19 protein-coding genes are annotated in these 22281 nt (G+C 71.0%); 4 read left to right on the top strand and 15 right to left on the bottom strand.

All coding sequences use genetic code 11. The annotated features are described in order from the left end of the window. Window positions 1-65 precede the first annotated feature (65 nt). The gene (locus FCN18_RS24140; RefSeq protein ID WP_112275592.1) at window positions 66-1511 is read left to right on the top strand and encodes an MFS transporter; all 1446 of its coding nucleotides are present in this window, start codon (window positions 66-68) and stop codon (window positions 1509-1511) included. After that, window positions 1501-2427: a dihydrodipicolinate synthase family protein gene (locus tag FCN18_RS24135; protein ID WP_137096140.1), complete on the top strand. Its 927-nt coding sequence runs from the start codon at window positions 1501-1503 to the stop codon at window positions 2425-2427. Before FCN18_RS24140 ends, FCN18_RS24135 begins: the two co-directional genes overlap by 11 nt. Before the next feature lie 72 nt (window positions 2428-2499). Here the strand turns inward: FCN18_RS24135 and FCN18_RS24130 are convergent, their stop codons facing one another. The 7 genes from FCN18_RS24130 to FCN18_RS24100 all read right to left on the bottom strand — a co-directional run bounded on the left by FCN18_RS24130 (window position 2500) and on the right by FCN18_RS24100 (window position 9737). Beyond that, on the bottom strand, window positions 2500-4065 hold the full coding sequence (locus FCN18_RS24130) for an alpha/beta hydrolase (RefSeq protein WP_228714103.1): 1566 nt from the start codon (window positions 4063-4065) through the stop codon (window positions 2500-2502). 180 nt (window positions 4066-4245) lie between these two features. Beyond that, window positions 4246-4656, bottom strand: coding sequence for a nucleoside-diphosphate kinase (gene ndk, locus FCN18_RS24125; protein ID WP_110342831.1), 411 nt, complete (start codon window positions 4654-4656; stop codon window positions 4246-4248). 55 nt (window positions 4657-4711) lie between these two features. Then, entirely contained in the window at window positions 4712-6259 is a 1548-nt protein-coding gene (locus tag FCN18_RS24120; RefSeq protein WP_112275586.1) for an alkaline phosphatase D family protein, read from the bottom strand. Between the two features lie 142 nt (window positions 6260-6401). Further along, complete coding sequence (locus FCN18_RS24115; RefSeq protein ID WP_112275584.1) at window positions 6402-6800, bottom strand: DUF4233 domain-containing protein; 399 nt, start codon at window positions 6798-6800, stop codon at window positions 6402-6404. Continuing rightward, window positions 6797-8272, bottom strand: a complete 1476-nt coding sequence (gene folC / locus FCN18_RS24110) for a bifunctional tetrahydrofolate synthase/dihydrofolate synthase (protein WP_137096139.1) — start codon at window positions 8270-8272, stop codon at window positions 6797-6799. Before folC ends, FCN18_RS24115 begins: the two co-directional genes overlap by 4 nt. An 82-nt stretch (window positions 8273-8354) precedes the next feature. After that, a complete protein-coding gene (locus FCN18_RS24105) occupies window positions 8355-8546 on the bottom strand; it encodes a ferredoxin (protein WP_112275580.1) in 192 nt (63 codons plus the stop codon). A gap of 9 nt (window positions 8547-8555) precedes the next feature. Further along, window positions 8556-9737: a cytochrome P450 gene (locus FCN18_RS24100; protein ID WP_137096138.1), complete on the bottom strand. Its 1182-nt coding sequence runs from the start codon at window positions 9735-9737 to the stop codon at window positions 8556-8558. Between the two features lie 101 nt (window positions 9738-9838). Here FCN18_RS24100 and FCN18_RS24095 point away from each other — a divergent pair, with 101 nt between their 5' ends. Continuing rightward, on the top strand, window positions 9839-10462 hold the full coding sequence (locus tag FCN18_RS24095; protein WP_137096137.1) for a TetR/AcrR family transcriptional regulator: 624 nt from the start codon (window positions 9839-9841) through the stop codon (window positions 10460-10462). Window positions 10463-10566: 104 nt separating this feature from the next. Here FCN18_RS24095 and FCN18_RS24090 read toward each other — a convergent pair whose 3' ends face one another. From FCN18_RS24090 to FCN18_RS24060, 7 genes are all read right to left on the bottom strand, one after another. Further along, complete coding sequence (locus tag FCN18_RS24090) at window positions 10567-11223, bottom strand: hypothetical protein (protein WP_137096136.1); 657 nt, start codon at window positions 11221-11223, stop codon at window positions 10567-10569. Continuing rightward, complete coding sequence (locus tag FCN18_RS24085) at window positions 11223-14834, bottom strand: ThuA domain-containing protein (protein ID WP_137096135.1); 3612 nt, start codon at window positions 14832-14834, stop codon at window positions 11223-11225. The genes FCN18_RS24090 and FCN18_RS24085 overlap by 1 nt, the downstream gene beginning before the upstream one ends. Window positions 14835-14894: 60 nt before the next feature. Further along, complete coding sequence (locus FCN18_RS24080) at window positions 14895-15749, bottom strand: sugar phosphate isomerase/epimerase family protein (protein ID WP_112275801.1); 855 nt, start codon at window positions 15747-15749, stop codon at window positions 14895-14897. 8 nt (window positions 15750-15757) lie between these two features. Further along, window positions 15758-16933: a substrate-binding domain-containing protein gene (locus FCN18_RS24075; RefSeq protein WP_137096134.1), complete on the bottom strand. Its 1176-nt coding sequence runs from the start codon at window positions 16931-16933 to the stop codon at window positions 15758-15760. Continuing rightward, window positions 16930-17925, bottom strand: coding sequence for an ABC transporter permease (locus tag FCN18_RS24070; protein ID WP_112275568.1), 996 nt, complete (start codon window positions 17923-17925; stop codon window positions 16930-16932). The genes FCN18_RS24075 and FCN18_RS24070 overlap by 4 nt, the downstream gene beginning before the upstream one ends. After that, complete coding sequence (locus FCN18_RS24065) at window positions 17922-18914, bottom strand: ABC transporter permease (protein WP_369973560.1); 993 nt, start codon at window positions 18912-18914, stop codon at window positions 17922-17924. The genes FCN18_RS24070 and FCN18_RS24065 overlap by 4 nt, the downstream gene beginning before the upstream one ends. Window positions 18915-18987: 73 nt before the next feature. After that, window positions 18988-20502 carry a sugar ABC transporter ATP-binding protein gene (locus FCN18_RS24060; RefSeq protein ID WP_113641503.1) on the bottom strand — a complete coding sequence of 505 codons (1515 nt, stop codon included), beginning with the start codon at window positions 20500-20502 and terminating at the stop codon, window positions 18988-18990. A 186-nt stretch (window positions 20503-20688) separates the two neighbouring features. Between FCN18_RS24060 and FCN18_RS24055 the strand changes: the two genes are divergently transcribed. Next, complete coding sequence (locus FCN18_RS24055) at window positions 20689-21570, top strand: SGNH/GDSL hydrolase family protein (RefSeq protein ID WP_137096133.1); 882 nt, start codon at window positions 20689-20691, stop codon at window positions 21568-21570. A 58-nt stretch (window positions 21571-21628) separates the two neighbouring features. Here the strand turns inward: FCN18_RS24055 and FCN18_RS24050 are convergent, their stop codons facing one another. Beyond that, window positions 21629-22240 carry a class I SAM-dependent methyltransferase gene (locus FCN18_RS24050; RefSeq protein WP_113641505.1) on the bottom strand — a complete coding sequence of 204 codons (612 nt, stop codon included), beginning with the start codon at window positions 22238-22240 and terminating at the stop codon, window positions 21629-21631. Window positions 22241-22281: the final 41 nt, after the last annotated feature.

The following is a 22281-nucleotide window of genomic DNA, read 5'->3' as shown; positions in this document are numbered from 1 at the left end:
TCCGAAGCTACGGTACCGCCTGACATAGGACATCCTATGTCCTCGAACCTACGGAGGTCCAGGCCATGGCAGCGTCGCCGCCCGCCAGCCAGGGGTCGTTCCGTGAGCTCGACCGAGGACAGCGCAAGGCGTTCTTCGCCGCCTGGCTCGGCTACCTGCTCGACGGCTTCGACTTCATCCTGATCACGCTCATCCTCACCGAGATCGCCGACGACTTCGGGCTCGACCTGACGCAGGCGGCCACACTCGTCTCCGCCGCCTTCGTGTCCCGCTGGCTCGGCGGACTCGTCCTCGGCGCGATCGCCGACCGCTACGGCCGCAAACCGGCGATGATCCTCGCGATCCTCGCCTTCTCGGTCGGCAGCGGGCTCTGCGGTTTCGCGTGGGACTACTGGTCACTGTTCATCTTCCGCGCCGTCGTGGGCATCGGCATGGCCGGCGAGTACGGCTCCAGCGCCACCTACGTCATGGAGTCGTGGCCGAAGTCGATGCGCAACCGCGCCACCGGCTTCCTGCTCTCGGCCTATCCCATCGGCACGGTGCTCGCCGCACTCGCCTACGAGCTCATCGTCCCTGCCGCGGGCTGGCGCTGGCTGTTCTACGCCGGACTGGTGCCGATCGCGCTCACCCTGTACCTGCGGCGCGCGCTGCCCGAAGCCGCCGAATGGAAATCCGAGGTCGGCGACCGCAAGGACGTCACGACCTCGTCGGTGCTGTTCTCGCCGAAGCGACGGCTGCCCAACGCCGCGCTCGCCGTCGTGCTCTCCGCCGCGCTGGTGTTCATCTTCACCAAGACCGGCGGCGGCGCGACGCCGTACCTGATCGCGCTCACGGCGCTCTGCTTCGTGGTGCTCGCGATCCAGCTCGCGGGTCGCATGTGGCCGGTGATGATCGCGATCATGATCACGGTCTTCTGTGCGTTCCTGTACTCGTGGCCGATCCAGTCGCTCCTGCCGACCTACCTCAAGACCGACCTCGGCTACGACGCCGGGCAGGTGTCCAACGCGCTCACGTGGGCCGGGCTCGGCTACGCGGCGGGCTCGTGCCTCGCGGGGATCATCGGCGACAAGCTCGGCACGCGCAGGGCCTACGTGCTGGGCCTGTTCGTGTCGCTGCTGTTCGTGTTCCCCGTGTTCGCGCTTCCGGCCGGCAACATCGTGCTGCTGTGGGTGCTGCTGTTCGTCATGCAGGCGACCAGCCAGGGCATCTCCGGGCTGCTGCCCAAGTACATCGGCGACCACTTCCCGACACGGCTGCGCGCGGCCGGCCTCGGGTTCTCCTACAACGTCGGCGCGCTCGGCGGCGCGGTCGCCCCGCTGGCCGGTGCCGCGATCGCGGAGGACATCGGCAGCCTCGGCACCGCGCTCACCGTGCTCGCCGGCTCGCTGACGATCGTGGTCGCGCTGATCATCGGCTTCAACGTGCCCGCGCGGATCGGCCGCGCCCTCAAGATCGACTCCGACGCGCCCGCGTTGCTGCCCCCTGAAAGGAAGACCACCAGTGGTGTCTGATTCCGGCCTTTCCCTGCACGGTGTCATCCCCCCGCTCGTGACCCCTCTCGACGAACGCGGGGAGGTCGACCGGCGCTCGCTGGAACGGCTCGTGGCCTGTCAGCTCGACGCCGGCGTCGACGGCGTGTTCGTCGGAGGGTCGAGCGGGGAGGTCGCCCTGCTGGACACCGCGCAGCGGCGTGCCGTCGTGGAGGTCACCGTTGGCGCCGTGGCCGGTGCCGTGCCGGTGCTCGCGGGCGCCGTCGACACCGGCACGCGGCGGGTGATCGAGCACGCGCGGCAGGCCGCCGAGCTGGGCGCCGACGCCGTGGTGGTGACGGCCCCGTTCTACGTCAAACCGCACCCGGCCGAGATCGTCGCGCACTTCCGGCACGTGCACGCCGCCGTGGACGTGCCCGTGGTGGCCTACGACATCCCGAGCGCGGTCTGCGCCCGGCTCACACCCGACATCGTCGTGGAGCTCGCGGAGTCGAAGGACGTGGTGGCGCTCAAGGACTCCAGCGGTGACCTGGCGACCTTCCGGGAGATCCTGCGGCGCACCGGGCTGCCCGCGCTGAGCGGGTCGGAGCTGCTCGCCGACACGGCGGTGCGGCTGGGCGCGGCGGGACTCGTGCCGGGCCTGGGCAACGTGGACCCGCACGGTTACGTACGGCTGTACCGGGCCGCGCGCGACGGTGACGCGGCCGCCGCGGCCGCCGAGCAGGACCGGCTCGCGCGGCTGTTCGAGATCGTCTCGGTGGCCGACCTCGGCCGCATCGGATTCACCGCGGGGGCACTCGGCGCGTTCAAGGCGGCGATGGCGTTGCGGGGCATCATCGACTGCCCCGCGACGAACCAGCCCCTGGCACCCCTGTCGCCCTCGGAGACAGAGACGATCGCGGAGATCCTCGCGGCCGAGGGCCTCGGCAAGCTCTGACCCCGGATGCAGTGAAGGCCACCATGCCTGCGTTGAACGCAGTGATGGTGGCCTTCACTGCATGGCGCGGAACTAGGAAACCGGGTCGAAGGGGTCCCGGTCCGGTTGGCAGACGGTGCCCTCGGCGGGAAGCCTGCCCTCGATGAAGTAGGCGTCCAGGGCCGAGTCGACGCAGGCGCTGTTGCCGCGGGCGCCGTGGCCGAACGACTCCAGCGTCAGCAGCCGCGCGTCGCCGAGGCGCTCGGCCGTGCTGACGGCGTCCTCATAGGGCGTCGCCGGGTCGCCGAGGCTGTTGCCGACCACGAGCACCGGGTTGGCGGTCTGCTTGTCCCACGGGCCCGCGTAGCGGTCCGGATCGGACGCGGGCCACGAGGCGCACGGCAACGACAGCCACGTCCACTGTGGACCGAATCCGGGTGCCTCGCGGTCGGCCTTGCGGCCGTACGCCGTCCACGCCCACGGGTTGCGCGGGTTGTCGGTGTCCGCGCAGAAGACGCCGATCCCCTGCTCCGGTCCCGCGTAGTACTCGTCCTGCTCCTGGAATCCGGGCTGCGGCGCGGGTTCCGGGATCTCGGCGACCGGGACACTCCGGGCCTGCACCCCGGGCTCGGTCGCGTCGGACAGCGCCTGGAGGAACTCGGCGAGACCCGCCGACCCGCTCGCGTCGTAGAGCGCACCGAGCGTGGACGACACGGCCTGCTGGTAGGTCACCTCCACCGGCTCGCCGGCACCCGGCGGCAGGATGTCGACCGGCCCCTCGCGCAGGGCGCCGAGGATCGCGTCGTACTTCTCGCCGAGGTCGCGGCCCGGCTCGCGGAACGCGCAGCGCTCGTCGGCCTCGCACTCGGCAAGGAAGGTCTCCAGCGACCGCTGCGAGCCGTCGAAGCTGCCGAGGCGGTAGGAGAACGGCTGGAAGCGCTCTGCGGGATCGCTCCCGGTCGTCCACTCGACGGGGTCGAGCACGGCGTCGATCACCAGCGAGCGGACGTTCTCCGGGAACAGGTTGGCATAGACGGTGCCGAGGTGGCTGCCGTAGGAGATGCCGTAGTACGACGCCTGTTCCTCGCCGAGCGCCTGGCGAAGCAGGTCCATGTCGCGGGCGACGTTCGCGGTGGACATGTGCCCGATGAGCGGTCCCGCGTTCTGCGCGCAGAGCTGGGCGCCCTTGCGCGTGTCGGCGATGCGCTGGCGGGTTTCCCCGGGCGTCACCGGGAAGTAGCCCGCGAGCAGCTCACCCTGCGCGGGGTCGTCGAAGCAGCGCAGCGGTGTGCTCTCGGCGACGCCGCGCGGGTCGAACCCGACGATGTCGAAGCGCTGGTGCAGCTCCGGGGTCAGCTCGGGCGGGATGCGGCCGGAGCCGCCGGGCCCGCCGGGGTTGTAGAAGATCGTGCCGAGCTTGTTCGCCTGGTCGACGGCGGGCAGCCTGCCCAGCGCGAGCGTGATGGTCTCGCCGTGCGGGTCCCGGTAGGACAGCGGCACCTCCGCCTCGGCGCACTCGTACTCCGGGGACACCCACTCGGCGCAAGGTCCCCAGCTCAGCTCCGGTACCGGCGCGCCGTTGGTGCCCAGTACCTCGTCCGCGGCTCCGGCCTGTCCCGCGGCGACCAGCCCGGCTGCGACCACGAGCGAACCCAGCACGGCCACACTTCGAAAACGTCTCACATCCCCCAGCCCCTTATGGAGATCAACTACCAGTCACCTGACCGACGGTAGCGAAGAAGGGGGATCACCCGCCAGGGCTGAACACAACAGCCCCCAAGGCCACCTTTGTTGCGCTCAGCGCACCAAAGGTGGCCTTGGGGGCCGATCAGAGTTGGCTCAGAGGTCGGGGAACCAGAGCTTCAGCTCGCGCTCGGCGGACTCCGGGGAGTCGGAGCCGTGCACCAGGTTGAACTGCGTCTCCAGGGCGAAGTCGCCGCGGATCGTGCCCGGCGTCGCCTTCTCCACCGGGTCGGTGCCACCGGCGAGCTGACGGAACGCCGGGATGGCCCTCGGGCCCTCCACGGCGATCGCGACGAGCGGACCGGAGGTGATGAACTCCAGCAGCTCACCGAAGAACGGCTTGTCCTTGTGCTCGGCGTAGTGCTCCTCGGCGACCGAACGCTCCACGACGCGCAGGTCCATCGCGGCGAGCGTGAGCCCCTTGCGCTCGATGCGCGAGATCACCTCGCCGACGAGGCCCCGCTTGACGCCATCGGGCTTGACCAGAACCAGCGTGCGCTCACTCACGGGGTGTTACTCCTTCATTAACTGCGAGAACGGTGCTGGCAGCCTAGCGGCCCGCTCACCCGCGCTCGGGGCGCAGGGTCCTCGACCAGAGCGAGGCACCCGTGCCGTCGCGCAGGTCCACCGTGAGGTCCCCGCTCGCACCGTCGATGTTGAGCTCCCCGAAATGCTGGTAGCCGTCCATCGGCGAGGTGTTCGCCACCGGCGGCGCGTGCACGAACTCCGCCTTCGGCCCGAACGTCGGGTCGAGTGTGTTCGGCCCGAACGCCCCCGCGTGCAGCGGGCCGGACACGAACTCCCAGAATGGCTCGAAGTCGGTGAACGACGCGCGGTCCGGCGAGTAGTGGTGCGCCGCCGTGTAGTGCACGTCGGCCGTCAGCCACACGACGTTGCGCACCCGCCTGCGCGCGATCTCCCGCAGCACCCAGGCGAGCTCGCTCTCCCGCCCGCCCGGCGCACCGGGCAGCCCGTTCGCGACACCCTCGATGTGCTGGCCATCGGGCACGATCAGCCCGATCGGCAGGTCGGCCTGGATGATCTTCCACGTCGCGGTGCTGCGCGCCAGCTCGCGGACGAGCCAGCTCGCCTGCCGCTGTCCCAGCACCGTGCCCGGCGCCGTCTTGTCCGACGTGTTGGCGTCCTTGTAGGAACGCATGTCCAGCACGAAGATCTCGGCGTGCCTGCCGCGAGTGAAGCTGCGGTACACCCGGCCGTCGACGGCGGCCTTCGCGTCGATGGGCTGCCACTCGTGGAACGCCTGGAACGCCCGCTTCGCCAGCACGTCCACGCGCTTCTCGGTGTACTGCGGCAGGTCCAGGATCTCGCCGGGGTACCAGTTGTTGGTCACCTCGTGGTCGTCCCACTGGACGTAGCTCGGCACGGCCGCGGCGAACGCGCGCACGTTCTCGTCGAGCAGGTTGTACGCGAACTGTCCCCGGTACTCGTCGAGCGTCTCCGCGACTTTGGTCTTCTCGGGCGTGACGACGTTGCGCCACGTGCGGCCGTCCGGCAGCTCGACGGTCTCGGTCAGCGGCCCGTCGGCGTACACGGTGTCGCCGTTGTGCAGGAACAGATCCGGGCGACGTGCGGCCATCGCCGCGTACGCCGTCATGCCGCCGATGTCGGGGTTGATGCCCCAGCCCTGCCCGGCGACGTCGCCCGACCACACGAGGCGCACATCGGCGCGGCCGAGCGGCGCGGTGCGGAACCGGCCGGTGAGCGGCTCGCTGGAGACCCGGCCGTCGAGGTCCTCGGCGGTGACGCGGTAGTGCACCTCCGTGCCAGGCGTCAGTCCGGGGATCCGCAGCTTGCCGGTGCCCCCGGTCTCCGGCGTGAGCAGCGGTCCGCGCAGCCGGCGGGCGCGGCGGAACGACGGGTCCGCGGCGATCTCGACGAGCATGCGCGAGGGCCGGTCCGCGCGGGTCCACACGATCGCGGAATTGGTGCTCACGTCGCCGGACTGCACGCCGTGGGTGAGGACGGGGCGTCCGCCGCGGACGAACGCGGCGGCGGTACCGGCGCCGAGGACGCCGGAGGCGAGCACGCCCGCGCCGGCCAGGCCGGCCTTGAGCACGCCGCGACGGTGGAGGGGAGTCTGTTCGGTCATGCCGAACTTCTATCCGGCTCCGGGGTCCGCCCGGCCAACGGCAGCTTGCCTGCCGGTGAATCCCGGACCGTGTCTGGCGATCCCCTGCCGAGCGAGCGGAATCAGCGTGGTGTCCCGCAGCGGGATGGTCAGCCGCCGCCTATCAGACCTGTTGGCTCGGCAGGCGGCCCTGGGCCATGCGGATGGCGACGTCGCGGCGCAGCCACATCAACCACAGCCACACGGCGAGGAACAGCACGCCGATCACGGCCACCGCCACCATCGACACGACGAACGCGATGAGCGCGACGTTGAGCGCCAGGATCACCCAGATCGTCCACGGCTTGCGCAGGAACCCGCAGCACGCCACCAGCGCCACGGCGATCGCGATGACCGCCCAGCCCTGGAAGCTGGTGATGCCGCTGCCGAGCGTCGCGACGACGGGCAGCGCGAGCGCCACCACGATCGCCTCCAGGATCAGCGTCCCGGCCTGCACGCCGCGGAAGCCCTTCATCGGGTCCTTCGCGGGCGGCTTCGGGGTCTCCTCGGGTTGCTCGCTCATACCGGCTCCCTGCCGAACAACGTACGTGCCTCGCCGACGGTGACCACCGAGCCGGTGACCAGGACTCCGCCCCCGGCAAGGGGTTCCTCGGGATCGTCGGTCTGCTCGACGAGCCCGATGGCGGTCTCGATCGCGGTGCCGAGCACGGGCTCGGCCGTCACCCGCTCCTCGCCGAACACCAGCCGGGCCAGCTCGGCGAGCTCCTCCACCGGCATCGCGCGTTCGGAGTTGTTGCGGGTCACCACGATCTCGGACACCGCGGGCTCCAGCGCCTCCAGGATCCCGCGCACGTCCTTGTCGCGCAGCACGCCGACCACGGCGGCGAGCCTGCGGAAGGCGAACTCCTCGTCGATGGTTCTGGCGAGCGCAGCGGCGCCGTGCGGGTTGTGGGCGGCGTCGAGCAGCACGGCCGGTGCGGCCCTGACGCGCTCGAGCCTGCCGGGTGTCTGCACCTCGGCGAACGCCTCCCGCACCGCGTCGGGCACCAGTTGCCGGTCCTTGCCCGCGCCGAAGAAGGCCTCGACGCTCGCCAGCGCCAGCGCGGCGTTCTTGGCCTGGTGCTCGCCGTGCAGCGGCAGGAACACCTCCTCGTACACGCCACCGAGCCCCTGCAGGCGCAGCAGCTGCCCGCCGACGGCGACATCGCGCGCGAGGACGCCGAACTCGCTGCCCGCCCTGGCGACGGTGGCGTCGACCTCGACGGTGCGCTCCAGCAGGACGCGCTCGGCGTCGGGCTCCTGCTCGGCGAGCACCGCGACGCTGCCCTGCTTGATGATCCCGGCCTTCTCCCCCGCGATGCTCGTCCGGTCGCCGCCGAGGTACTCGACGTGGTCGATACCGATCGGGGTGATCACCGCGACCTGCCCGTCGGCGACGTTGGTGGCGTCCCAGGTGCCGCCGAGGCCGGTCTCCAGCACGGCGACCTCCACCGGGGCGTCGGCGAACGCGGCGAACGCCATCGCGGTGAGGACCTCGAACTTGCTCATCAGCGGGTCGTCGGGGCCGGCGCCGCGGTCGACCATGCTCACGAACGGCGCGATGTCGCGGTAGGTGGCGACGTACTTCTCGGCCGAGATGGGAGCACCGTCGATGCTGATGCGCTCGGTGACGAGCTGCAGGTGCGGGCTGGTGTACCGGCCTACGCGCAGCCCCATGCGCGTGAGCAGCGCCTCGATCATGCGGGCGGTCGAGCTCTTGCCGTTGGTGCCGGCGACGTGGATCACCGGGTACGTCGTCTGCGGGTCGCCGAGCAGGTTGAGCAGCGTCGTGATGCGGGTGAGCGACGGCGCGATCTTGCTCTCGGGCCAGCGCTGGTTCAGCTCGGCCTCGACGGCCAGCAGCTCGCGGCGGGCCTCCTGCTCGATCGCGGCCTCGTCGATGGCCGGCGGCTCCGGCTCGTCCGGCAACGGACCGGCGATGAAGTTGTCCCCCTCGGTGAGCTCGGGCGGAAACCCCTGGTCGTCGGACGACACGCGCAACTCCCTGCTGGTTCGGCTGGTCAGCCGAGTCTACGTCCGGGCCGGTGCGCCCGGACGTAGCCCTCGGTGGTCCCGCTCAGCTACCGGCGAGCCGCAGCGCCCCCGACGGGCACAGCTGGACGGCCTCCTTGACGGCGTCGGTCGACTCGGGTCCCGGCTCGTCGGTGAGCGTCACGACGAGCCCGTCGTCGTCCTGGTCGAACACCTCGGGCGCGGTGAGCGCGCACATCCCGGCGCCGATGCAGATGTCGCGGTCGGCTTCGATCACTGTTCCTGCCTACCACTCCACCGGGAGGCTGTGCACCCCGTAGATGGACATGTCGTCGCGCAGGGGCACCTCCTGCGGCGGCACTGCCAGCCGCAGCGCGGGGAACCGCCGGAACAGGGCCCCGTAGGCCACGCGCATCTCGATGCGGGCCAGCTGCTGGCCGAGACACTGGTGCACGCCGTGCCCGAACGCGAGGTGCCCGTGCGCGTCGGCTCCGAGGTCGAGGCTGCCGGGCTCGGCGAAGCGCTCCGGGTCCCGGTTGGCGGCGGGCACCGAGATCGCGACCGACTCCCCCGCCCTGATCACCTCCCCGCCGAGCTCGACGTCCTCGGCCGCGGTGCGCGTGGTGCCGAACTGGATCACCGACAGCCAGCGCAGCAGCTCCTCCACCGCCTTGTCCTCGTCCACGCGTCCCGAACGCAGGTCGTCGGCCTGGTCGGGATGGGTCAGCAGGGCGAACGTGCCGAGGCCGAGCATGTTCGCCGTCGTCTCGTGGCCCGCGATCAGCAGCAGCATCGCGATGCCGACGAGCTCGTCACCGGTGAGCTCGCCGCCCTCGATCAACCCGCTCAGCAGGTCGTCGGCCGGTTCCCCGCGCTTGCGCTCGACGAGCCCGGCGAGGTAGCCCGTGAGCGAGGCCAGCGCCGCGTTGGCGTCCTCGACGGTCGCGTCGAGGCTCAGCAGTACCGCGCTGTCGTGCTGGAACCGCTGGCGGTCGGCGTAGGGCACGCCGAGCAGCTCGCAGATGACCAGCGACGGGATGGGCAGGGCGAACGCGGACACGAGGTCGGTCGGCGGTCCGGTCCGCTCCATCGCGTCGAGATGCTCGTCGACGATCTGCTCGACACGCGGGCGCAGCTGGTTCATCCGGCGCACCGTGAACTGGCCGGTGAGCAGGCGGCGGTAGCGCGTGTGGTCGGGCGGGTCCATCGCGATGAAGAACCCAGGGGGTGCGGGTTTGCCCGGCCGGATCTCGTCGGTCTCGGTCCGGCGAACGACCTGGCGGCGCAGTTCGAGCCGGCTGCTGAACCGCACGTCGGCGAGCACGGCGCGGGCCAGCGCGTAACCGGTGACGAGCCAGCCGGTGTGCCCGTCCGGGAAGGCGAGCCTGCGCAGCGGGCGCTCCTCGTCGGCGAGGTCGGGTGGTGGATCGAACGGGTTGTCGCGGCGGGTGGGCAGGACGGCGGCCATGTTCGGACCCCTTCGAACGGCAATATGACAGTAACTATCAAACACCTATCAGTGGCATTTTACAATCGATGTAAATATGGATCGCCGGTTAGAGTGAGCCGGTGACCGGAGAGGGCCTGCGGGAGCGCAAGAAGCAGCAGACGCGCGCGGCGCTGTCCGAGGCCGCCACGCGGCTGTTCCTGGAGAAGGGCTACCAGAGCACGACCGTGGCCGAGATCGCCGCAGAGGCGGGCGTGTCCACCAAGACGCTGTTCAACTACTTCTCCGGCAAAGAGGACGTCCTCTTCGCCCACCGGCGCCAGCGCATCGACGAGATGGAGCGCGTGCTCGCCGAGCAGGTGCGGGCGACGGGGCCGGCCGAAGCGCTGCATCGCACGGCCGAATGCGTGCTCGCGTGGATCGGCACGGGCGACGGGCCCGGGCTGGAGCCGAACGCCACACAGGCCCGGCTGATCATGAGCGTGCCGGAGCTGCGGTCCCGGCTGCTGTCGCTGTTGTGGGAGCTGGAACGCAGGCTGGCGACGGTGCTGCACGAGGCGTATCCCCGGCAACTGGACCTGGTCACGGCGGCGGCCGCGGTGGGAGCGCTGGTGGGCGGGATGCACGCCGCGGCGCGCGCGTGCCTCGACCGCGGCGATCCCGTCGAGGCACTGGTCCCCGCCGCCGAACGCGGCATCGCGGTCGCCATGCGCGGCCTGGAAGACGTGGTGGCCCAGCTGCGGTGAAGGCCACCATCACTGCGTTGGATCAACACAGCGCGCGCAGCGTCTCCGTTTGGGTGGTGATGGGAGACGGGTGGGCGCAGTGATGGTGGCCTTCGCCGCGGTCGTCAGCCGCCGTGGGGATCGGTGCCGTCGAGGAAGACGTGCACGTGGCCGATGCCGCTGGCGACGCCCGCGACGTCGAGCTGGGTCGCCGCCACCGACCACGCCACGACGGCGTCGTGGTGCAACTCCCCCGCCAGCGCCCGCAGCCGGACGGCCAGCTCACCCGACGCCTCGAGTGACGCCGCGTAGGTCTCCACGGCCCGGCCGGCCACGGTGACGGCCCCGGCGAAGCCGGACCTCGCCAGGTTGACCTCCGTCCCGCCGGACGGCCGCTCCTCGAACGGCTCCGCCGCCGCCAGCACGGCCCGCCGCCAGCGCGAGACATCCTCCGCGGTGGCGGAGCCGGACCCGGTGGCCTGCTCCAGACCGTCGAGCACCGGCGTCACCTCGGCGCGGGCCCGCTCGGCCGTGGTCACCAGTTCCCTCGTCAGCCCGGCGTCGCGCTGCCGCTCCTGGGCTTCCAGCTCCGCCACGCGGTCCTGTGCGGCCTCCTCGGAGCCACCGAACGGCAGCACAAGCACCGCCGCCACGGCGAGCAGCACACCGGCCAGCAGCCCGGCGACGGCCCGGGGCCGGAGCCGGGACGGGCGCACCCGTCCCGGCTCCGGTCCGTGCGCGGGGCGGCCCGGCAACCGCCCCCGCGTCTTCACCGATCCCATCAGCCGCGCCACCGCTGGATCAGCGACTCGGCATCCCGGACCAGCACTGCCTTCACCTGCGCGTCGGACACCTTGCGCTCTGCCGTCGCGATGAAGACCTCGAGCGCCTGCGCCGCCGCCCGCGGCCTGCCCCACGCGTAGAGCAGCTCAGCCGTGCCGAGCTGCGTGTGCAGAACGAACGCGGCCTGCCGGTCGATCCGGCCCTCGTCGGTGAACCGCGTGACGAGCGCCCGCAGGTCCTTCGTGGACGTGGTCACCGTGAACGACACCGACTTCTCCGTGACGTTGCCCGCGTTGTCGGTGGCCGTGACCACCAGCTCGTGCTCGCCCAGCGCCAGGGTGTGCAGCGGCAGCACGGCGCCGTTCTCCACGGGCTGCCCATCGAGCGTGGCCCCGCTCGTCGCGACCCCCGAGCCCTCGTCGGTGGCCTCCCAGCCCACGGTGAGGTCCTTCGAGTCGCCGTAGGACGCGCCGTCCTCGATCCCGGACACCGCGACCGACGGCGGCTGCTCGTCGGCCGGCACCGCGATGCCGTCGCCGACCACCGTCATCGAGTCGAGGTCGAACGGGCTCGCCGCCGCACCGCGGAACACGAGGAACAGCTCCGCCGTGCCACCCGGATCGGTCACCGGGACCCCGGGCAGCGAGACGTAGTTGTCCCAGCCGCCCGTGCTCGGCACTTCCACCGTGGCGACCAGCGGCCCGTCGACCGCGCCTGAGCGCAGCTCCACGGAACCGCCCGCGCCGTCGGGCGCCGACACCCGCAGCGAGACCGCGTCGATGCCGGTGAGGTTAACCGGGTCGAACGAGATCCAGTCGCCGTCGTTGATGTCGCCGATGCGCTTGCCGTTCTCCGCGCCCTCCTGCGACACGACGCGGATGCCCGACGAGCGCGTGAAGTACTCGCCCTGCTTGTGCTTGGGCTGCAGCAGCACCGTGTCGCGGCCGGTCAGCGCGGGTACGCCGTCGGCTCCGCGGTCGGTGTAGCTCGCGTCGATGGAGTAGTAGATGTTCGCGCCGGCGTGCCCATCGTCCACAATGGTCTCGAGCGTGCCCTCACAGGCGTTGACCGGGTCGAGCGGGTGGGCGTGCGCGTCGTGGCCCAGTGCGGGCTGTACCACCACGTCGGCGCAGTCGATCTCGCCGTCCTCGGGGTCGGTGACGTCCACGTCGAACGGCACGTGGTCGCCGAACTCGAAGAACCCGCCGTGTGCCGGGGCCGCCAGCTCCACAGTAGGCGCCGTGTTGCCCACGGTCACCGTCAGGTTGGTGACCCCGGCCTTGCCGGTCTCGTCGGTCACCGTCAGCTGGACGTTGTACTGCCCCTTGGTGGTATAGGTGTGCACCGGGTTGGCCTCGGTCGACGTCGCGCCGTCGCCGAAGTCCCACCCGTAGGTCACGTCGGTGCCCTCGGGGTCGTGCGATCCCTCACTGGAGAACGTGATCTCCAGCGGCGGCTGCCCGGACTCCGGCGACGCCGTGGCCTCGGCCACCGGCCTGCGGTTGCCCTGCGTGTGCTCGATGCGGTACAGCCCCGAGTCGGGGTTGTCGCGGCCGTAGCCGCCGCCCCACTCCAGCAGGTACATCGCGCCGTCCGGACCGAACCGCATGTCCATCGGGGCGAGCGTCTGCTGACTGGTGAGCCACGGGTCGATGTCGAGCAACGAACCCTGATCGTCGAGCGCGAACGTGAAGATCTTGTTCCGCGCCCACTCGTAGAAGAACGCCTTGCCGTCGTAGTACTCGGGGAACTTGACCTCCGACTCGAGGTTCGGGTCGAAGCGGTACACCGGACCCGCCATCGGGGCGGAGCCGCCGGTGCCCATGTCCGGGAACTCCGCGGACGCTCCGTAGCCGTACCAGACCTCCGCCTCCTGCGACGGCGGCAGCTCGGTCAGGCCGGTGTTGTTCGGCGAGTCGTTGACGGGATTGGCGCAGTCGAACTTCTCGCCGGACGTGCCGGTGGCGAAGTCGTAGTCGTTGTACGGGATGTTGTTGCCGATGCAGTACGGCCAGCCGTAGTTGCCCGGCTCGCGGATGATGTTCCACTCCACCTTGCCGTCGGGACCCCGGTCGGGGTTGGCCGTGCTGGAGTCGGGACCGTAGTCCGCGGCGTAGACCGTGCCGTCGGTGTCGACGGTGAACCGGAACGCGTTGCGGAAGCCCATCGCGTAGATCTCGGGCCTGGTCAGCTCCGTGCCCGGCGCGAAGAGGTTGCCCTCGGGGATCGTGTAGCCGCCCTCGGGCTCCGGGTGGATCCGCAGGATCTTGCCGCGCAGGTCGTTGGTGTTGGCCGACGTCTTCTGCGCGTCGAACAGGTCGCGGCCGTCCCGCTCGTCGATCGGCGTGTACCCGCTGGACTCGAACGGGTTGGTGTCGTCGCCGACGCCGATGTAGAGGTTCCCGTTCGGGCCGAACGTCAGGTAGCCGCCCGTGTGGCCGGGTTCCGACCGGCGTGACGCGGGGATGTCGAGCACCTTCACCTCGGACGCGGGGTCGATCGTGGTGCCCTGCACCGTGAACCGCGAGACCCGGTTGAGCTCCTCGGTGCCCGGCGGCGAGTAGTACAGGTAGACCCAGCCGTTGTCGGCGAAGGCGGGGTCGAAGGTGAGCCCGACGAGCCCGTCCTCCCCGCCCGAGTACACGGGCAGGTCCAGCGCCGTCGTCACCGCGCCGGTGGCGGGGTCGTAGACCCGCACCTGGCCGAGGATCTCGGTGTAGAACACCTTCCCGTCCGGCGTGACGTCCAGCGCCGTCGGCGCGCTCGTGTTGGTGTCGAGCGGCACCTTCTCGAACGCGGTGTCCACTGTGGCCGCACAGTCGGCCGCCACGACACCGGCGGCCGTGCGCACGCCGCCAAGGACGTGCTGGACGAACTCGGGCTCGCTGTAGGCGGCGGTCGGGTGACCCATGGCCGTGGCCCACACGCGGGCGGTGCCCACGTCGCGGCACCACGAGATCGGATGGTCGGCGCCCATGGCGTCGGGGCCCGGGTTGTAGGTCGACTCGTCGGCGCTCACCAGCACGTGCGCCTTGCCGCGGATGCTCTGGTCGAAGTTGTACCACTCCTCCGCGCGCTCCCAGCGCTCCGGGAGTCCCGCGGTCGACGGATGCTGCTCGTCGGCGACATAGGCGGTGCCCTGCAGCACGCCCGGCGAGTGCGATGGCATGTGCGCGCCCGCGTTCACCAGGTCGTCCCACCACGGGAATTCGCTCTCGATGCCCATGTCCGTGGCGTTGTGGATCGCGGCGATGCCGCCGCCGTTGTCCACATAGGTCTGGATGGCCTCGCGTTGCGCGTCGTTCTCCCAGACCATGCCCGAGGTCTGGAACATGATCACCACGTCGTACTCGGCGAGCGTGGCGTCGTTGAAGACGCTGGAGTCCTCCGTGTGCTCGATGGTGAAGTCGTGCTCCGCGGCGAGCTGTTCGAACATCGCGACGCCCGCGGGGATGGAGTCGTGCCGGTAGCCTGCGGTCTTGGTGAACAACAGTGCGTTGAACTCGGGTTCCTGCGCCTGCGCCGCCACCGCGGGGGCGAGCCCCGCGGCGACGAGCGCGCCGATCATCACAGCGCCGACCCGTGGCAAGAGCCTCGTGCGTCTGCTCATGGATTCCTCACGTATGGGGAAAGGGAAGAAGACACGGCGTGCCGGCGCCGTCGAGACAACTCAGGACTGCCGCGCTACCACCTCCCTCAGGAACGCCAGGCCGTCGAAGGCCAGCGCGTCCTGGCTCGGCGCCAGCGGCCGCCAGATCGAGGCGGCGGTGGCGATGCTCTGGTTGTGCGCGGTGAACGACTCGATGCACAGCGGCCCGTCGTAACCCGCGTCGTCGAGCGCGCCCAGCAGGGTGGGCCAGTCGAAGTGGTCGCGCCCCGGCGTTCCCCGGTCGTTGCCGCACACCTGCACGTGGGCGATGCGCCCTGCGGCACCTCTGATCGCCGCCGGGATGTCGGTCTCCTCGATGTTCTGGTGGTAGAAATCCAGCGCGACACCGCACGAGGGCAGGCCCTCGACGGCTTCGAGGGTCTGCGAGACGGTGTTGAGCAGGCTCGTCTCGTAGCGGTTGAGCGGCTCGACGCCCAGCACCACGCCCACAGCGGCCGCGTGCTCGGCGACGGGCGCGAGGTTGTCACGCAGCTGCGCGAGGCATTCGGCCCGCTCGTGGTCGGTCATCCGCCACGTGCGCCCCACGGAGGCGTAGGCGGGCCCGCACAGGGCGGGCGCACCGACCTCGGCAGCGATGTCCACGCACGCGCGCAGGTAGTCCTGCGTTGCCGCGACCGTCGCGGCGTCGGCGCGCACCAGCTCGCGGCCCGGTGGCATCACGAGCGCCACCGCGGCCCCGAGCCCGAGGTCCGCCAGCAACGTGGCGGCCTCGGCGGGCTTCCAGTCACCGAGGTTCTCGACGGGCAGCTCCAGCACGTCGAACCCGGCCTCCGCGACCTTGGGCGCGAGCACCGACAGCGACTCGTCAGTCAGCGGCGAGGTCCACACCCATGTGTTGACGCCCAGTGCGTGCATCGTCATGGTCACTGCCACCGCTGCGGGAACCCCGGCATCTCCTGGCAACCGCACAGGCCGTAGTGCAGGGGCGGCATGCCGGCGGTGAGGTACCGGTCGAGGTTCGAGTCGTCGATCACCGGCTGCGGCAGGATCCACTCACTGGGCACCTGCTCGCCTCGCAGGATCTTCAGCGCCGCGATCACCGGGGTCCGCCACTGGTAGGTCGGGTACGTCGGCGCGAGCGCCGTGAGGCCCTCGTCCTTCCACTTCTGCAGGAACTGCTGCTGGTCCTCACCCGAGATCGCGGGCGGCTCCATTCCGGCGTCCTCGAAGGCCTCCAGCACTGCGACGGCGGCGGTGCCGTCGTCCATCCAGATCCCGTCGATCTGGCCCTCTCGCTGGAGGTAGTCCGAAACGATGCTCTTGGCGGTCGCGCTGTCGTTCTCGGTGAACTCCGCGCCGACGACCTGGACGCCGCTGTCGGCGAACTCGCGCTCGGCGGCCGCCCAGCGGTGCTCCAGCACGTCAACGCCGGGCAGCACGCGCAGGCCGAGCACCTTGCCGCCCTCACCGACCTGCTCGGACAGGAACTCCGCCGCCGTGGCCCCGAAGGCGTAGCCGCCGATCGGGTGGATGAACGTCACCGGGCAGTCGGTGTTCACGCCGCGGTCGAACACGATCACGGGGATCCCGCTGTCGCACGCCGACTCGACCGCGGGTGTCAGTGTCGCGGTGGTGTTGGGCGAGACGATCAGCGCGTCGCAGTCCTGCGAGGTGAGTGAGGCGATGTCGCTGATCTGCTTGTCGTCCTTGGCCTCCGCGTCGAGCACGCGGAACTGCGCGATCTCGTCGTGCAGGTCCGCCTCGGCCTGCATCGTCTTGTAGCCCACCTGCCGCCACGGGTTGTCCACGGAGGCGTTGGAGAAGCAGATCTCGTAGGGACCGTCCTTTCTGTACTGGGCGGTGTCCACCATCTCCGGTTCGAGCGCCTGCTCCCACGGCCTGTCGGCGGGCCCCTCCGGGGTGGCGTCCCGCAGCGCGAGCTGGCGTTCGTACTCGGCCTGGTCGAAGAACTCCGACTGGCCCGTGCTCTCCCCCGGCGCCTGCGACGGTGCCGCACCGGGGTCGGCGGGCAGGTCGCTGGAACACGCCGAGAGGATCAGCGCACCCGCGGCCAGCACCACCGTGCAAGCCCTTTTCATGTGGACCTCCTTGTCCGGAAAGGAATCCGGCCGACCGAGGCGTAGGCCACGGCGGCGATGATGATCACGCCTTGCACGGCCGATTCGAGGCCGCCCGCGACGCCGAGCAGGTTGAGCAGGGAGAACAGTGCTTCGAGGGTGAGCGCGCCAGCCATGGCCGCGACCACGGAGCCGCGCCCTCCGCCGAGCACCACACCGCCGAGCACCACGGCGGTGATGACGCGGAACTCAAGGCCGTCGCCGACCTGTGCCGAGACCCCGGCGAACCCGCCGAGCAGGATCGCGGCGATCGCGGCGGAGACGCCGGAGAGCACGAAGGCGAGCGTGCGCAGCCGCTCCACCCGGCCACCGCCGAGCCGCACCGAGGTCTCGTTGTCCCCGATCGCGACGAGCATGCGTCCGGTGCCGCCCCGCATGAACAGCACCGCCGCCACCACGAGTGCGGCGAGCAGCAGCACCGACCACGGGACGGCTCCGAGCAGGGGCACCTCGAACCCTTCGCGGCCCACCACGCGGAAGGCCTCCGACAGCGCGCCGCGCGGCGAGCCGCCGGTCCACAGGAACACCGCGCCGTCGAGCACGAGCAGCATCCCCAGCGTCACGATGAACGAGGGCACGAGCAGCCGCGTGGTGATCAGCCCGTTGACCAGGCCGACGAGCGCACCGGTGACGAGCAGCAGCGGGATCACCCACACCGTCGCGCCCTCGTCGCCGTCGATCAGCCGCGCCGCGATCACCACCTCGGCGGTGACCAGCGAACCGACCGAAAGGTCGAAGCCACCGCTGACGATCACGAAGTACTGCCCGATCGCGAGGATCATCAGCGGTGCGGCTCGCTTGAGCAGAGCGAGGTAGCCGGCGGGCTCGCTGTAGGCGGGGCCTGCGAACGCGAGCGCGACGAGCAGCACGGCAAGCACCGCGAGCACGGGGCCGGTGCCGTCGGCGAGCCGGACGCGCCGGGACTTCCGGCTCGTGGGCAGTGTCTCTGTCATCGCAGCACACCCCGCCTCCGCGCGTAGAGGGCCACCGCGATGATCAGCACGGCGCCGCGGACGACGTCCTTGAAGAACGGCGTGACGCCGAGGTCGTCGAAGATCGTGTCGAGCGTGGCCAGGATCAGAACGCCGCCGATCGTGCCCGCGACACCGCCGCGGCCGCCCGCGAGCAGCGTGCCACCCAGCACCACGGCGGCGATCGACTCGAGGTCGTAGCCCGCGTCCACGCCCACCCACGGCGCCCCGGAGCCGAGCCTGCTGGCGAGGAAGAGCCCCGCCAGGCCCGCCGCGACGGCGCACAGCACATGGACCTTGATGATCGTCCGGTCGGTGCGGATGCCGGAGAACCGCGCGACCTCCTCGTCCCCGCCCACGGCGTAGACGTGGTATCCGCCCTTGGTACGCATGAGATACCACCACGCGAGGGCGGCGAGCGCGACCATCAGCAGTGCCGACACCGGGATCGGCCCGATCCGCGCGTAACCGAGGTGCTGGAAGGCGCGAGGCACCTCGCCCGCCGGACCGGAGTAAGCGCTTTCCAGGTAACCGCGGATGACGAGCGCGGTGCCAAGCGTGGCGATGAACGCGTTCACCTTGAGCTTGGTGATCACCAGCCCGTTGACGAGCCCCACCCCGGCAGCGCACGCGAGGGTCAGCAGCACGGCGGGCACGATCATCCCCGGATCGCCCGCCATCGTTTCGGCGCCGATCAGCGAACAAAGGCCGATCAGGTACGCCACCGACAGATCCAGCTTGCCGGTGAGGATCACCATCGTCTGTCCGATCGCGACCAGCCCCAGTGCGGTGCTGCGCGTGAGGATGTTGAGGATCCCGCCCTGGTCGAGCAGGACCCCACCCCGCACCCCGACGAGGATGCTGCCCGCGATGAGCAGCAGCACCAGAGCGAGGTAGACGACGACGGTGGGTTGCAGGACGCGCGAAAGGCGTTGCGCCGGACGCGTGGCCACGGCGGGAGCGGCCGCCATCATGCGGCCTCCAGTGCCCTGCGGGACACCCGCACCCGGTCGGCCTGCACGAGCGCGCCCCGCCAATCCTGGCTCATGCGGCCTCCACCGTTGCGTGCCCGGTGGCCAGGGTCATCACGGCCTCCTCGCTCGGGCCCGCGGGCAGCTCACCGGCGAGGCGACCCTCGTGCATCACGAGCACGCGGTCGCTCATGCCGATCAGCTCGGGCAGCTCCGAGGAGATCATCAGGATCGCCACGCCGCCGCGCGCGAGACCGCGCAGCAGGTCGTACACGGCCTTCTTGGCGCCGACGTCGATGCCGCGCGTGGGCTCGTCCACCACGAGCACGTGCGGTTCGACGGCGAGCCACTTGGCGAGCACCACCTTCTGCTGGTTGCCGCCGGAGAGGTAGCGCACCTCCTGGTCGGGACCGCGCGCCACGAGCGTCACCGAGCGCAGCAGCGCGGCGAGGTCGAGCGCGCCGAGCCCCCGGGCCCTGCCGAACGCCGCCCTGCGCACCAGCAGTGCGTTGTCCCGCACCGACTGCCGCAGCGCCAGGCCATCGCCCTTGCGATCCTCGGTGACGAACGCGATGCCGTGCCGGATCGCCGCGCGGGGCGAGCCGATGGTCACCGGCCTGCCATCCAGCTCCAGCGTTCCCGTGGTGAACGGGTCCACACCGCAGATCGCGCGCGCCACCGCGGAACGCCCGGCGCCCTGCAGCCCGGCGAGCCCGACGATCTCGCCCGCTCGCAACTCCAGGTCGATGCCGGCGAGGCGCGCGTTGCCGCCGCCGCGCACGGCGAGCCGGACAGCGCCGGTCTCCGGCTCGGCGGCCCGGTCGGGAAAGAGCGCGTCGAGCGGACGGCCCACCATGTGCCGCACCAACTGGTCGGGCGTGAGCTCCGCCGTGGCCTTCGAGGTGACCAGCTCGCCGTCCTTGAGCACCGTGATGCGCTGGCTGAGGTCGAACACCTCGCGCAGCCGGTGCGAGACGTAGAGGATCGCGATTCCCCTCTCCCGCAGGCGTTTCACGAGACCGTAGAGCAGCTCGACCTCGTGGTCGGCGAGCGCGGCGGTGGGCTCGTCCATCGCGAGCACGCGAGCGTCCGTCGACAGCGCCTTGACGATCTCCACCACCTGGCGCTGCGCCACCGCGAGCCTCCGGACGGGCGTGCGGGGCGAGATGCCGCGCTCCCCCAGCCCGTCCAGGAGCTCGGCGGTGTCGGCCTCCATGCGCCTGCGGTCGACCTGACCACGCCGAACGGGTTCGCGGCCGAGGTAGACGTTCTCCGCGACCGTGCGGTCGCCGAGCAGGTTGAACTCCTGGTGGACGATCGAGATCCCCGCCGCCTGCGCCTCCCGCGGTGACCCGAAGGCGACCTCCGACCCGCCCAACTCGACCGAACCTGCATCGGGCCGGTGCACTCCGGCGAGGATCTTCATCAGGGTCGACTTGCCCGCGCCGTTCTCGCCGACGAGCGCGTGCACCTCGCCGGGGCGCAGGTCGAGGTCGACATCGCGCAACACCGCGTTGCCGAGGAACTGCTTGCCGATGCCGCGCATGCGCACCAAGGGCGCCTCATCGGTGAGGCCGGTCACAACCATGCGCCCACCGTAGCGGAACTTTTGCCCGAATCAAGCAGAAGTTTGGACTAGTACGGCAAAATGACGTTCACACTGGGCTGAACGGTGCCGTGGCCGAATCGGGCGAAGCACCCGTTCGGAACTACCCAGAAGGCCCCGCTCACGGCTAGGAATTGAAGGGGAACACCGCGGGGAACGGGGGCTCACATGCACGGCAGGCGGCGGCTGGCCATCCTGCTCGCGTCGGTACTCGCGCTGGTGCTCGCCGGCTCGGGCGCGGCGACGGCGAAACAGCAGATCAAGCGCTACGTCGCACTCGGCGACTCCTACACCTCGGGGCCGCTGATCCCGCTGCAGCGGCTCGATCCGATCGGGTGCGCGCGCTCGACCAACAACTACCCGTCGATGGTCGCCAGGCAGCTCGGCGTCAAGCGGTTCACCGACGTGAGCTGCGGCGGCGCGGACACGACGCACATGACGCAGCCACAGGAGGTCACACTCGGGGTCAACGCACCACAGTTCGACGCGCTGCGGCCCGAGACCGACCTCGTGACGCTGGGCATCGGCGGCAACGACCACGGCGTGTTCGGCAACGTCGTGGGCGTCTGCCCGACCCTGCGCGCGTCCGATCCGGCCGGTGCGCCGTGCCAGGAGCACTTCACCGTGGACGGCGTCGACACGCTGAAGGCCGCGATCGCGGACACGGGCGAGCGGGTGTCCGAGGTGCTGGCCGGCATCCACGAGCGCTCGCCGCGGGCGACGGTCCTGGTGATCGGCTACCCACGCATCGCGCCGCCGAGCGGGACCTGCCCGGACGTGCTGCCGTTCGCCGACGGCGACTACGTGTGGCTGAACGACATCGAGGAGACCCTCAACGCAGCACTCGCGAAGGCGGTCGCCGAGGACGGCCGCTCGACCTTTGTCGACATGTACCCGGCCTCGCTCGGGCACGACGCGTGCGCCGGAGCCGACGCGTGGATACAGGGCAAGGACACCGACGTGCTCGCCGCCGCCTCGTACCACCCACGCCGCTCGGGCATGGCGGGTGTAGCCAAGGAGATCATCGGCGCCCTCCAGCACGCCGCCTGAACTGCCCCCAAGGCCACCTTTGTTGCGTTGAGCGCAACAAAGGTGGCCTTGGGGAGCGTCACACGGGGCGGCGGTGGCCGCGGAGGACCGTGTCGTGCATGGTGCCCCCGTGGCCTGCTGGGGCCGGGCGGGTTCTCGATTCGGCGACGGCGACGGTCCAGACGTCCGGGTCGAGCACGGCCGCGACCTCATCGGCGGTGAAATGCGTCGAGGCGATGCTCGGATCGCCGTGGTGGTGCCCGACCACGAGCAGCGTGCCGCCGGGAGCCACCAGGCCCGCCAGCGTGCGGACCAGCTCGTCCTGTGACCCGGCCGCGTGCACGTAATGCGTCGTGACGAGGTCGAACCGCTCCGGAGGAGCCCACTCCGTCAGATCGGCGCGCACCCACTCGATCCGCCCCGCGACCTCCTCAGCCGCGTCGGCGGCGTGCCGGCGCGCGCGGTCCAGCGCGGCCTCGGCGATGTCCACCGCCGTGACCCGCCAGCCGCGCGCGGCCAACCAGATCGCGTCGGCTCCCGCGCCACAGCCCGCGTCCAGCGCCGTGCCAGGCGGCAGCTCGGCGACCTCGGCCACCAGCTGCGGGTTGGGCCGACCGCCGCCGTGCCCACCGTGGCCGTGGTAGCGCTCCTCCCAGAACGCCCTGTCGAACTCCTCGCCTGTGCCGGTCATCCCGAAACCACCTCCGAGACGACCATGCACCCGAACAGAGC

This window comes from Prauserella endophytica, from assembly GCF_005146945.1.
In the GTDB taxonomy this organism is placed as follows: domain Bacteria; phylum Actinomycetota; class Actinomycetes; order Mycobacteriales; family Pseudonocardiaceae; genus Prauserella_A; species Prauserella_A endophytica.
This window is presented reverse-complemented; position numbering and strand designations above follow the sequence as displayed.

Excerpts from the sequence above, each read along its gene's own strand:
- FCN18_RS24120 (WP_112275586.1), bottom strand. The coding sequence starts at position 6,259 with ATGACCGAACAGACTCCCCTCCACCGTCGCGGCGTGCTCAAGGCCGGC.
- FCN18_RS24080 (WP_112275801.1), bottom strand. The coding sequence starts at position 15,749 with ATGCACGCACTGGGCGTCAACACATGGGTGTGGACCTCGCCGCTGACT.
- FCN18_RS24085 (WP_137096135.1), bottom strand. The coding sequence starts at position 14,834 with ATGAGCAGACGCACGAGGCTCTTGCCACGGGTCGGCGCTGTGATGATC.
- FCN18_RS24060 (WP_113641503.1), bottom strand. The coding sequence starts at position 20,502 with ATGGTTGTGACCGGCCTCACCGATGAGGCGCCCTTGGTGCGCATGCGC.
- FCN18_RS24070 (WP_112275568.1), bottom strand. The coding sequence starts at position 17,925 with ATGACAGAGACACTGCCCACGAGCCGGAAGTCCCGGCGCGTCCGGCTC.
- FCN18_RS24075 (WP_137096134.1), bottom strand. The coding sequence starts at position 16,933 with ATGAAAAGGGCTTGCACGGTGGTGCTGGCCGCGGGTGCGCTGATCCTC.
- FCN18_RS24065 (WP_369973560.1), bottom strand. The coding sequence starts at position 18,914 with ATGGCGGCCGCTCCCGCCGTGGCCACGCGTCCGGCGCAACGCCTTTCG.
- FCN18_RS24090 (WP_137096136.1), bottom strand. The coding sequence starts at position 11,223 with ATGGGATCGGTGAAGACGCGGGGGCGGTTGCCGGGCCGCCCCGCGCAC.
- FCN18_RS24140 (WP_112275592.1), top strand. The coding sequence starts at position 66 with ATGGCAGCGTCGCCGCCCGCCAGCCAGGGGTCGTTCCGTGAGCTCGAC.
- FCN18_RS24055 (WP_137096133.1), top strand. The coding sequence starts at position 20,689 with ATGCACGGCAGGCGGCGGCTGGCCATCCTGCTCGCGTCGGTACTCGCG.
- FCN18_RS24100 (WP_137096138.1), bottom strand. The coding sequence starts at position 9,737 with ATGGCCGCCGTCCTGCCCACCCGCCGCGACAACCCGTTCGATCCACCA.
- FCN18_RS24050 (WP_113641505.1), bottom strand. The coding sequence starts at position 22,240 with ATGACCGGCACAGGCGAGGAGTTCGACAGGGCGTTCTGGGAGGAGCGC.
- FCN18_RS24115 (WP_112275584.1), bottom strand. The coding sequence starts at position 6,800 with ATGAGCGAGCAACCCGAGGAGACCCCGAAGCCGCCCGCGAAGGACCCG.